The sequence below is a fragment of the Vibrio nigripulchritudo genome (assembly GCF_027924785.1).
Lineage (GTDB): Bacteria > Pseudomonadota > Gammaproteobacteria > Enterobacterales > Vibrionaceae > Vibrio > Vibrio nigripulchritudo.
The window spans coordinates 293,974-306,274 of record NZ_AP027050.1; the positions used below are offsets into that span (position 1 = coordinate 293,974).

Sequence of the window (12,301 nt, forward strand, 5' to 3'; positions counted from 1 at the left end):
TGCTCCGGTTTTGTTGAGGTTGCTAGGGGGCTAGTTACAAGCGCCCAGATCTTTCCATACGTCCCAAGGTCCAGAGTTTTTCTCTGGATCTGCACCTTGAGTCCACCATTCGGCTTGGTACTTTACACCATTGTGCTGAACAGTATCGCCAGTCAGATACACAGTACCTGCATCCCAGGTTGCAAGCCCCGGACAAGTTCCACCGTTTGAGCCTTTCTTGACTGAAACTTTCTGGCTATAAGAAGCCGATTTACCACCATTGTCGGTGACGGTCAGTTTGACTGTGTAAGTGCCGTTCGCGACGTAGTTTTGAACGCCTTTCACGCCCTTACCAGTGCTGCCGTTACCGTAGCTCCAGGCGTATTGAACGATGCTTCCGTCGTTGTCATAAGACTTAGACGCATCAAAGGTACAGGCAAGCTCGTTACAGGTATAAGTGAAATCAGCAACAGGTGGTTGGTTAATATCAATCAAGTCCACTTTACTGTTAGGTACACCGCCCGGGAAGTGAGACGACACTTTTGGCCAGATCTTGCTGATGTGTGCACCTTTGTTGTAGCAACCACCAAGGTGGTGAAGTGCAATTACGTTGTTGCTGGCTGCCGCCAACACAGGTGAACCGGAGGAACCGCCCTCGGTATCACACAGGTAGCCAGCATCCGTATTAGTACCGCGACCATTTGTTACAGGGCGATCGACCTGACATAGACCTCTGTCAGTCTCTATCCCCAGTTCTTTCTTACGGCCACCGGGATGTTGAGGAATGTAGATACGCTCAGAAAGCTTAGGAATACGAGGGTCTAAACCAAGGTAACCAAACTTAGAAATCTGAGAGAAGTTCTTCACGTTAAACAGGGTGTAGTCCAGCGTGTAGTCGGTAGACAGTAGCTTGTTCGCCTGAACTTTAACTGTGGTTGCGCTCGCTCCACCACAGGATGCCTGCTGGTAGTTGAACCAGACTTCTGTAGACGCTGCTTCAGCGGCAGATTCCACACAGTGGTTGTTGGTCATCATCAGGTTGTCAGGACCGACACGCCACGCTGTACACAAACTGCGACCGCCAATCAACAGTCTTGCAACTGGCTTTGAATGGGCAAATTCTGTTGGGTGAGAATCTTTGTAGCACACCGCGGCTTTCTTCTGATCGGTACCGCAGATAGACTCTGTGCCGTCTGGATTCATGTTGATTATCGAATCGATCTCGGCTTGCGTTTTACCTTTCTGGTACTGATCGATGACCACATTAAGCACCGCATTTGGATCCTTAGCTTCACCGATGACTTTTACATGCACAGTGTCGCCTTGAATCGACATCGCAGAGAAGCTGTTTACGCCGTCATCTCCCGCAGCAGAATCGTAGGTTTTCGCTGTGTTCAAACCCGGTCCGTAGTGCAGTACTTCATCTCTGTCTGGGGACGAGACTTCTACTGCCATGCCTTCCGGCACCTGAAACTGAGAGAAGTGAACTTTAATGAAGCTTGCGCCTGGTGAATAAAGCAGGTTAGCACTTTCTTCCAGAGCACTGCTTGCTGTTAAAGAAAGCTGTGCGCTGACTTCTTCAGAAATAGTTGGCAGTACATCTGGGATCTGGTCATGGGCTGCAAATGCTGACGTGGCTGTTGCCACTCCCATTGCCAACGCGCTGATCACCATGAGGTGGTTTTTTTTCTTATTAAGTTGTTTGATGTTGCGGTTCATTTTTTTAATTCCATTTTTATGCATCTGTTGATTTCAACTTTTACCTGGAACCCCAAACCCTGCCTGAAGGACGTGACGGCAAGGACAAGCTATTGAAATTGAGCAGGTTGTGTTACCCGATTAAACGTATCTGCTCAGCTTAAGCGCCTAACTTCTATGAATAATCGAATGTTTGCTCTCAAGATAATCACCCTGTTTGTGCGAACAGGAGAACTCCCCTTTCTTTTCAAGCAATAAAAACTTAGCCGAACACACTGAATCCGCTTTATTTTTTTGCCAAAAAATCAATGCATTTTATGAAGTTATGAGAGCAGTTCGGATTAAATGAAACTAATAAATCTCTCAGTTTTTCTTTTAGTGACAATGTTCCAATTTGAACAAATACTCGCTTTTAACACGCTAGGTGCTTGTTCCAGATACAAAAAAGCCCGGCGCGTCAGCCGGGCAAAATGGATTGAGGTTCCATTGAAGTTATGGAGTCCACGTAACTGTCAAATCGACGTTTGAGTATGCCTGATAGCCATTCAGGCTCATGTGCCACTTACCAGCGCTTGGATTGTTGATAACGCATGATTCTGCATTACCGTTGATCCAAGGAGCACAGTCGTTGTCGTAAGTAGACGGCTGGCTGCCAAACTTCACATAAAGGTCGGCGTCACCTGTGCCACCAGCAATGCTGACAACCAGTTTGCTCATTCCTGCTGGAATGTCGATGTTGTAGTGATCCCAGCTGCCTTGAGCCCCTGAAAGGTTCTTAGCGGAAGCGGTGCCACCTTGATTTGGGTTTGGATCCGGGTCTGGTGTGCCACCACCTGTAAGCTGAATTGCGCGATCAACCGCTGCATTGGCGTCTAGCATACCTGCGCCACAACCGCCATTGCTGCACGAGCCTGGGAATGGGCGAGCAGAATCTTTGATGATGCTTTCCACCTGATCCGGAGTTGCTGCCGGGAATGCTTGTTTCACCAGAGCTGCAACACCTGCCACGTGTGGCGTTGCCATCGAGGTGCCGCTCATACGGGTAGAAGAAGGACCCTAAGGCGTTGCTGTACCTGAATCTACAGTAGACAGGATACTTACGCCCGGTGCCATGATGTCTACTTCAGAACCGAAGTTACTGAAGTTTGCCTGATTACCGCTTTGGTCAGATGCCCCTACTGTAATAACGCCCTGACAGTTTGCAGGTCTTACGTTCGCAGTGTTGACTCTGTCGTTACCTGCCGCGATAACAACCACAGCACCTTTATTACGTGCCGCATTAATGGCGTTTTGATAGGTATAACCACAGGCGCCAGAACCACCAAGGCTGAGGTTGATGACTTGTGCTGGATTGCTGTTATACACGTTACCCGCGCCTGCTGCCCACATGATACCGTCTGCAATATCCGATAAAGAACCACCACAACGACCAAGTACACGTGCAGAGGTCAGGGTTGCATCAAACGCAACACCGACACCGTACTGACCATTACCTTCAACCGCGCCGACTGTACCCAGTACGTGTGTACCGTGCCAGGTGGAATTACGAGCTGGAATAGGGTTGCCATACTTGTCGCGACCACATTCGCCATACGCTGAGCGGTCACCAGCATCAATACCGTTAGAATCACGACCGTCGCCATCACGCGATGTCCAGGCATTGGTGATGAAATCGTAATGAGAAACCAGACTTGGAGTCAGGTCTGGGTGATTAGTGAAACCTGTATCAACAACACTGACTGTGACGCCCTGACCAGTCGCTTTGTTCCACGCCTGAGGTGCGCGAATACCTGTTGTGTTGTTGCTGTAGTGCCACTGGCTTGAATACTGTGGATCCGCTGGTGTGTAGAAAGGTACTGCCCAGCCATCCAGTTCCACGCTTTCTACGTTCGGATCGGCTTTTAGCTTCTGAATGATGTTTTCTAAGTCGTATGCGTTGGTCGCACCGCCCACTTTCACAACGTGGTGATCGTCCAGAAGCATGGCGCGTTTGTAGCTGATTTCGTTACCTAATTCATTCGTCAGATCATTAGACAAGCTACGAATGTTATCAGACTGCTGAGCTTTAACGATTGACGCCATGAAGCCGCTTTTCGCAGTCGCAGACGCCTTGTACTTAACGATAAGCTGTACGTTATCGCTAGGGATCGTTTCCAACGCTCGGGACAGTGCCTGCACTGAGTTCTGAGCCTGAACAAGAGCCGCAGACGAATCTGCCGCAAAAGCGCTAGATGCGGATACTCCCGCTAGCATAAGCGCCGTTACCACTGCTGTGTGTTTGAAGTTTGTTAGTTTCACTTCTTATCTCCGTGACAAATAGCGACTCGCCATCAACCTTCTTCTCTGTGCACGTATGCAGGAGGTTTACCTGTCTCCCCACCTTACATACTGGAATGTGCACATGAATCGGATTGAATTTAGCGAGCTGCGAATGATTCGGTTATGTAATCCATCACCAACCAAATCGAACACAAATCGGGATCTCCGTTCCCGTTCTAAATTTCGCTAAAAACACTAAGGTATAAAAAATGGGGTTTATAGAATGGAAGTGAATATATGGAATCATCAATATAAAACGGCATGTATAGCGATGAAATCTATCTTTTAGTAATTAATGGAATTTGTTTGATACTTAATTTCTTGCTTGATTGATTTAGGATTGATTTATTTTGAGAAAAGCTATTCAAATGAGAATTAAAGGTCAAAGTCTCTAGATATATTCGTTTTGCTGGATGGAATTCTGGCTGTTTACAAAATAACTAAAATCACATTTTGTCTGTTTTTTTGTACGGATGGGGGGAAGGGGATGCACTTATCTGTTCAATAAGTGCACTTGTTTTAAAATAAGACAGGTAGAGACTTAACGCAAAGTCACACTAACTGAAACAGGTATCTGCCCAGTGGGTTAGCCCTGCCGTGACCGAGCCGAAGTAGCTGCCACTGACGATAGGGACGTTAGGCAATTGAGTCTCTATTGCGCTGCGCAACATCGGTGAACGCGCGCTTCCTCCGGTCAGATAAATCGCGTCAGGTTTTTTACCACCCAGTTTCAATGCCTCTGCCACCAGATCGATCATTTTCTCTCGCGGGGTCGTGACCGCTTCTGCCATTTGGCTCTGAGTGACCTCAACGTCCAGCATCTCTGAAATCAGGTTTAATTGCGCCTGATGAACGGTATTGTCAGAGAGCGCAATCTTAGCCTGCTCTGCCTGACGAATAATACTGTAGCCCAGGGTTTCCTGATAAACCTGTAAAAGTCGGTCGAGTTTTTCAGGCTCCAGTGTTTCCTTTCTTAGCTGACGAAGCACTTTGTGGTTCTCTCGACCATAGAAATCTTTCTGAGCTTCCACATTGTTAATGGCAACCGGATTCCAGAACTGGTTCAAGGGAATATCGATTCCTGCTTTGGTTTTGCTGCCTCTGCCAAACGCAGGCATAAGCTGTTTAAATGCCAGATAAATATCGAAGTCGTTTCCTCCAACACGCTGACCACTGTGAGCCAGCAAGCTATCACTGCGATCGGTTTTACGTGCCCAGTCTGGTCCCATTTCGATGAGTGAGCAGTCGGTTGTACCACCACCAATATCCACGACAAGCACGGTTTTGTTTTCGTTTAATGTGCTTTCGTAGTCCAGCCCCGCCGCGACAGGCTCAAACTGAAATTCGATGTTGTTAAACCCGGCTCGGGTTGCCGCTCTTCTTAAAATGCCTTCTGCCTGTCGGTTAGATTCTTCTCCACCGCGCCCATGAAAGTTAATTGGGCGACCAATCACGGCATCCGTAATGATCTTATCAAGGTGCGACTCTGCGTTGTTTTTGATGTTAACCATCATGGCGCACACCAGATCTTCGAAAAACCGAATCTGCATTTCGTGCAATCCGCTGGCACCAAGGAACGATTTGGGCGACTTCACGTAATACACTTCACGTGGATCTTCCAGGTAGAGATCCAGTGCCGCTTGCCCGAAAAGCATATCTTCTGGCTGTAATTCGATGCCTTCTTCGCGGTTAAAAGCAATGGCTCGCCTTAATGCCTTTTCCCCAGCTTCATCACTCGGAGATATACCATGATGACGGAACAGGGCTTCCGATACCGCCTCACGAGTCGGGGCACAGAGTGTGGAAGGAATAAAGTGGCTGTCTTTTTCTAACGGGATGAGCGAGGGCGTTTTCCCTTCTTTCGACTCACCTTGCACCATAGATGCGACTGAGCAATTTGCTGTTCCATAATCAAAACCGATGAACATGTAACCTCCCGTATTTGAGTGAAAAAAGGTCGGCGATCCTACAGCAAAATGAATGCCATAGAAACTGGTATATGCATCAAAATGACAAAATGTGAGTAAGCCCCGCCTCTTGGTGTGCGAAATAGTGCGTCTCAAAAAATACAGGTGGTCATACTTTAATGTATGGAAAATGTGATCTTCTTGTAAAACAAGATGTTAAAAAAACTTTCAGCCTGAATGAGAATTATTTAAAAGTGAGGAAAAGATCAATAAAAGGGAACATTCCCATTGACGCAGATTTTCGAAATTTATAGTTTCCCCTCCGTATTGTTAGTTTTATCAAAAACGTATTTAACCAAAGAGTTAAGGCTTTACTAATCAATACTTTCGCGAAGTTACGCGTTTTTCTGCGTCATGCTGAATGAATTCTTATCGAGTTTACTTTTTACAAACGCAGAGCGTTTCTTTATTCGCTCGTATTTGAGGTTGAAATGACCTCAGAAATACAGGCAGACCATAAAAATAATGAAGGAAAAACAATGAAAATCTCTAAAGTTTCATTGGCAGTTGCACTTACATTGTCTTCTGCGTCATCGATTGCCCAAACATCGTCCCCGTCTTTCACGGAATCCCTCGAAGGTCGCGTTATGTCCTATATGGAATTCGCAGACAATAAACTAAACCAAAAAATGCTCATGACATTTGCGGAGCAGTCGGCGGATGGCTCGATTGCGTTTGATATCGACCATACCTGTGGGCACGTGTCTGGAGTCCTTAATCTCAGCGATCCGCAAAGTACCTTTGGCGGTGACATGAACGTGACCGTTAAAGATTTTGGTTACACTCAACGTTGTTCAACCGCAGAATTTGATGATCTAAGAGCGTTAGTAACAGCAGACAACATCAACTCGTTCAGACTGATGACCACTGAAATGCACCTTTCTTCCAGCTCTACGGGAAAAACACTGGCATTTCGTGATGCGACAGAATCCATAGAAGTGCAAAATGTTCGTCAGTCGGTGTTCGACTCTTACTGGGTCCCAGAAAATCCGGGACCTGAGTTTGTGGTTGAAAATGCCAATTCCGTTGAGCCAATTTTGGAGCAGCTTCAGCACACACCAAAAGACTGGTCATATTATGTGGCTCACAAATATGCTCTTCGTATATTTGAAACCGACAATACTGACTCTGGTCTGGCGATGGAGACCAGTGCAGGTCGTCCTTTTCACATCACCAACGGAACGTTGGAGAAGGGGAACAAAGGTACTCAGTTCAATTTTGATTACGCTCGTCAGTCAGGCTACGACTTTACTCAGGGTTCCGTAAACTTTGGCAACTTACATTGGTCTCACCGTATCCATCTGAGATGGTCTGACGAACTGAGAACCAAAAATCGTTTCCAATACGATGGCAATACTCTGACCCTGTCTTCAGATTCTTCGGAAGACAACATCAAGTTCAAACGTTTGGTAAAAGAAGCCAGAGTGGCAGACCTGAGAAATACAGAGTGGGTCGCAAAGGTAGCTGACCAGCAAGTGAATGTGACTTTTGGTAGCCACTCGCTGACAGAGGTGGTTGCGAGCATCACTGGCAATGGATCAAAGACCATTGTGACTTTGGGTTCGAACGACTCTGGTTCCTTGAATCAGGCTGAAGTAGCGGGCGCTGATCGAGCAAATATCGTCACAACAGAACTTCGCAATGTTCTGCCAGAGACAAAATCGGTCATCATTGATTACTCTAACCCTAGCGTTCGCAAGCTTCACATTGTGACTGCAAGTCAGGTCATCACTCTTACTGAGAAAAAGAACATCCCAATTGTATTTGGTTAAATAAATCTTCAAATACAATCTGTTAGAGTACGTGCATTTAAGCCCGGTTGTTGTGCAACCGGGCTTTTCTTTTTGAGATCACTTTCAGATATCCTCCCCCCGAGCGAGCAAGGGCAAACTTAACTTGTAAAATCAGTTGCGCTAAGTTCGCAAGAATTGAAAATTCTTATCTCAGCATTATTCGTAAACTGTCGGTCAGGCTAAATCAAAAGGAAAACGATAACTCATGTCAGAAACGAAATTCGCAGAAGACGAATCCACGAAAAGATTGGCAAACACGCCCGTCTTTACACTCTTTATGCAGACAGCAGTTCCGATTTGTATCGGTATGCTGGTGATTGGTTTATATGGAGTGGTTGATGGAATCTTCATTGCCCGTTGGGTTGGTGCCGATGCGATTGGTGCCGTCTCTATGGTCTTCCCGGCTCAAATGCTGATCTCTTCGATTGGTGCCATGGTGGCATCCGGTACTGCTGCAATTCTCACTCGGCTGATTGGCGAGAAGAAGCTGCCAGAAGCCGGTCAGATTGCCGGAAACTCAGTCCTTTTGGTTTCGGTGTTCAGCATACTGTTCTTTGTGGTCGGAATGTGGCAACTGGATTCAGTCCTGGAATTCTTAGCGGTGCCTCCGGTTTTCTATCCACTGGCTTATGATTACGCTCAGCCTATCATTGTAGGGGGCGCAATCGCAGTTTTGCTTCCGGTGATCGGGGACGTATTCCGGGCAGAAGGCAAAGCCAAGATCATGATGCTGTTGATGCTCACTTCGTCCGTTCTCAACATTATTCTGGATTACATCTTCATTGTTCTTCTGGGTTGGGGAGTTTCGGGTGCTGCGTGGGCCACCATCATTGCTCAGCTCGTGTCACTGACTATCGCCGTAAGCTTATATCTCAGAGGCGGCACCTTGGTGCGGTTCTCGTTCGGGTTACATCTTAAGTTCTGGGGTTCGATTCTGGCACTTGGGATCCCGGTACTGATCGCGCAGATGGGAATGGCAATTCAGACTGGATTGGTGAACTACCAGTTTACCTTCATGGCGACAGAAGAATGGATCAGCGCCTACGGTATTCTTGGTCGACTTTCTATCTTCATCATCCTGCCAATGATCGCCATGCTGATCTCCTTCCAGACCATATGTGGATTTAATTTAGGTGCGAGTGCATTCGAGCGGGTTCAGGAAAGCATCAAAGTTTCACTTACCGCAATGGTGGTGTATTCAAGCCTGGTGACGGTGGCTTTGCTTGTCATACCCGAATGGTTACTTGGAATATTCACAACAGAAAGTGTGCTTATTGATTACGGTAAGGTTATTATTTTTGCCACCATATGGGGATTGCCACTGGCTGGGATTAACATGCTGGCAACTGGGTTTTATCAGGCAAAAGGCAACGCAAAACTGGCGATGCTGTACAGCTTGCTGCGCGTGGTATTGATTATGTCGCCGCTGTTGCTGATCCTTCCTCATTACTTTGGTATGAACGGTATTTTCATGGCAATTGTGGCAGCCGATGTTTTTTCTGCGGTCATCACTTTCCTATTCTGCTTTAAGGAATACCGCAATTTGTCTTCACCGGAGTTGAGTTACGTTGACGTTAAGTAAGGAATCGGTGTCAGCAGAAAGCTGGCAGGTTTACAAGGAAAGGCTTGAACCCGTTTTGTCGCATATTCACGCTCATGTTGAAAAGCCGCTCACACTAGAGGAGGCGGCGGAGTTGAGTCATTTTTCAAAGTTCCACTTTCAACGGATATTCAGTGCAATCATTGGTGAAAGCCTGACCCAGTACAGCAATCGGTTACGGTTAGAAAAAGCAGCCAACAGGCTGCTTTTTGCTCGCTCGGAGTCGATTACCGAGGTCGCCTTGAGCCACGGTTTTTCAAGTAGCGCAAACTTTTCCCGTGCGTTTAAAGAGCGTTTTGGCATTACGCCTTATGGTGTGCGAAGTGGAAAGTCGAGCAAAGCAAAAGATATAGAAACTGAGTTAAAGCAACCCATTGATACGTCGGTGTTACAGCATCTTCATTCGCTGCGTCGTGAAGCGGATGTCTGCGAGCCAAGCGAAGCCATCACGCCAGAACGAATCTTCGAAACCGAAGAAAAAGAGCTTTGTTTGCTCAGGTCGAAACGCGGTTATCTGCTACCCAGCATCTTTAAATGCTGGAAAAATCTGATTGAATGGGGAATCAAAAACGAAATAGGTCCGATGGAGCAGGTTCGCTTGGCTATGTGTCGCGATAATCTGCTTTTTACTCCCAGAGAAAAGTGCCGCTACGACGCTGCTCTTTTCATCACGTCGGAGCAGAAAAGCAAAATCAAAGAACCTTTTGAACTCGGGAAACTGGAAGCGGGTCGGTATGCGGCGTTTCGTTATCAGGGTAAGCCAGATGATGCCGCAAAATTTCAGCTAAGCCTGTATGCAAAATGGTTGCCTTACAGTGGTTACGAGCCAGATACCGCACCTCTGATTGAACGTTATGACAAACCGATCCCCACGCGATTTGATGATAACGGTAAGCCGGAATGGATAGATATGGAAGTGTGGATCAAGATGAAGCCGCTCAGAACGATGAACGAACTGAGCGGTTAAATTTGTTAACCTGAACTCGGGATAACAACTTGCTTTCTAATGGCTCTTTTCACTTAATACTGCGTTGAACCCTCTCCCAATAACCCGTTATTGGTTCGTGGTTTCGTCTTGTCTTAAGTAAAAATTTCTCATTAGAATGTCTCGGTAGAAAGTTTTTAGTTATTTGAACGAACTAGCTAACCTCTTATCCCGAGTTCAGGTTGGTCAGTTGAATTCGCCATCGGCACCGAATTCAATGTCCGTCAATTCGGTAAAAATGTATTCACCATTCACTTCTTCACCCTTCTCTTTGGAGATGAGTACATTATCGACAAAGGTGAACGCGTACATGTATTCGCCTTTGTCATAAATGTATGAAATTTTACCGTTTTCTTGGTCAATCAAAGTCGTCGCATGACCGTATTCTTTGATCAGAGCTTCTGAGCTGGTTTCACCTACGACAGCATGACGGTATCTATAACGATCTCCCAAGTTTGAACAACCGGAGATAACCAAAATCGTTATCAATGTGATCAGTAGTTTATTCATGTGTTTTATCCCAAATAGTCATGCGGAGATGCTAACACTCGAATTGTGGAAATTACGTAAGCCAGTGTAAGAACTGGCAGCCTCAATGTATTTATTTCGGTGCTTGCAGAGCAAAATAAAACCGCTCAGAACGATAAACGAACTGAGCGGTTGATTGTATTGAAACCTCGCTAAGGGGAGGCGGCGAAATACCTGTCCACTGACCGTTCTGCCTCGGCGATGGGAGTCGCACTCTTACTGGCTGGGGGCGCAAACTCCGTTGTTGCCAGATCATAGGTATACAGGTCAATCGACTGATCCCTTTCATCTGAGTTGCGAATTTGCCCCTCTTCAGACGGGTACAGCACCGTCCCTAATACATCTCCCAGATGGCTCAACAGCACATCAAACGTGCCTTGTTGCGGTGGCGATGCTCGTTGAGGTGTCGGGTGACCATCCGTCAGCCTTAACCCAAGTACGTTCGGGTTCAGCGGACGAAGGTTAGGGTATTGGGGCGACACTTGTGGCGAAAGGAAATCAAACGCATGCAACGGGAAGTTGTTTAGCACGCCACCATCCATCCACAAACCATGGTAATCATCGGCTCTGCGGTTGTATTGCCCCGTAGGCACATTGGCTTCCACATGGACAGGCTTGAACAGGATAGGCAGGTTCATCGAAATGCCCACTGCTTCAGCCACAGGGAAATGTGGGGTATGCCGTTTAGAAAATACCGCCGGTTTGTGCTTAGTCAGGTTTGAACCCGTGATCACCAAGTCCACCCCCGTCAGATTAAAGAACTCCGTGAAATTCAGTTCTGATCCATTCACTGCCATGATGGGAATGGGCTGACCGGGTGCGAGACGGCTCCTGACCAGACGATCCCATAACCTGCCATAGACGGCATTTTGCAGAAAGTTTCTGGCATTGGTACCGGGGAACATGCCCCTATCAAACAGAATGTTGAACAGGTACTGCTCTGGGTGAGCGATCAGCCGTTGAACAATCGGGTCTGATGTGGAACCGAATGCTCCATTGCGCGCCAGAGAACCCAATGCGCCGGCAAGGGTAGAAATACCCCGAATGCTTCGGGTTTGCTGGCGAATGTGATCAATCGGTCGCACCCCATTGGGGGCGCTGGTATGCAAAGCGGGGCGGTTGTTACTGTCTACCGAACGCGACAAACCTGTACTGGGTCCGTCAAAGAAGCCAGTAAAGGTACTGGAATTACTCAACACTTGCTGCAACTGTGTTGAGTTGTATCCCATCGCCAGAAACATCGCCGTAATCGCACCTGCGGAAGCACCACTGATGCCCCGGATCTGGTTTTGACCCGGAGTGTCGATGTTAATGGGTAATACCCCAAGCCGCTCTAAAGCGCGTATTGCCCCAAGGTAGGTAACCCCTTTGCCCCCGCCGCCTTCGAGCGCGAGATAGTGGACATCGGTCGGGTTAGAGATTCGAGCCATGG

The 12,301-nt window shown here is 47.2% G+C and carries 8 protein-coding genes and 1 pseudogene; 3 read left to right on the forward strand and 6 right to left on the reverse strand.

Annotated elements, in window-relative coordinates:
* Positions 1-30: 30 nt before the first annotated feature.
* The 4 genes and pseudogenes from QMG91_RS19650 to yegD all read right to left on the reverse strand — a co-directional run bounded on the left by QMG91_RS19650 (position 31) and on the right by yegD (position 5,924).
* A complete protein-coding gene (locus QMG91_RS19650) occupies positions 31-1,698 on the reverse strand; it encodes a PKD domain-containing protein (protein ID WP_225911834.1) in 1,668 nt (555 codons plus the stop codon).
* 471 nt (positions 1,699-2,169) lie between these two features.
* Positions 2,170-2,556 (reverse strand): PPC domain-containing protein, encoded by a 387-nt coding sequence (locus tag QMG91_RS19655; RefSeq protein ID WP_281832679.1) that lies wholly within the window; start codon positions 2,554-2,556, stop codon positions 2,170-2,172.
* A gap of 15 nt (positions 2,557-2,571) precedes the next feature.
* Positions 2,572-3,930 (reverse strand): annotated as a pseudogene (locus QMG91_RS19660) (S8 family peptidase); the annotation flags it as partial.
* Positions 3,931-4,553: 623 nt separating this feature from the next.
* On the reverse strand, positions 4,554-5,924 hold the full coding sequence (yegD, locus tag QMG91_RS19665; protein ID WP_281831600.1) for a molecular chaperone: 1,371 nt from the start codon (positions 5,922-5,924) through the stop codon (positions 4,554-4,556).
* A gap of 518 nt (positions 5,925-6,442) precedes the next feature.
* Between yegD and QMG91_RS19670 the strand changes: the two genes are divergently transcribed.
* From QMG91_RS19670 to QMG91_RS19680, 3 genes are all read left to right on the forward strand, one after another.
* Positions 6,443-7,735 (forward strand): hypothetical protein, encoded by a 1,293-nt coding sequence (locus tag QMG91_RS19670; RefSeq protein WP_281831601.1) that lies wholly within the window; start codon positions 6,443-6,445, stop codon positions 7,733-7,735.
* Between the two features lie 226 nt (positions 7,736-7,961).
* On the forward strand, positions 7,962-9,338 hold the full coding sequence (locus QMG91_RS19675) for an MATE family efflux transporter (RefSeq protein WP_022560746.1): 1,377 nt from the start codon (positions 7,962-7,964) through the stop codon (positions 9,336-9,338).
* Positions 9,325-10,323, forward strand: coding sequence for an AraC family transcriptional regulator (locus QMG91_RS19680; RefSeq protein WP_281831603.1), 999 nt, complete (start codon positions 9,325-9,327; stop codon positions 10,321-10,323). Before QMG91_RS19675 ends, QMG91_RS19680 begins: the two co-directional genes overlap by 14 nt.
* Positions 10,324-10,527: 204 nt before the next feature.
* On the opposite strand, the gene QMG91_RS19685 is transcribed toward QMG91_RS19680, so the two are convergent.
* Positions 10,528-10,851, reverse strand: a complete 324-nt coding sequence (locus QMG91_RS19685; protein ID WP_022589892.1) for a hypothetical protein — start codon at positions 10,849-10,851, stop codon at positions 10,528-10,530.
* Between the two features lie 170 nt (positions 10,852-11,021).
* A complete protein-coding gene (locus QMG91_RS19690) occupies positions 11,022-12,299 on the reverse strand; it encodes a patatin-like phospholipase family protein (RefSeq protein WP_281831606.1) in 1,278 nt (425 codons plus the stop codon).
* Positions 12,300-12,301: the final 2 nt, after the last annotated feature.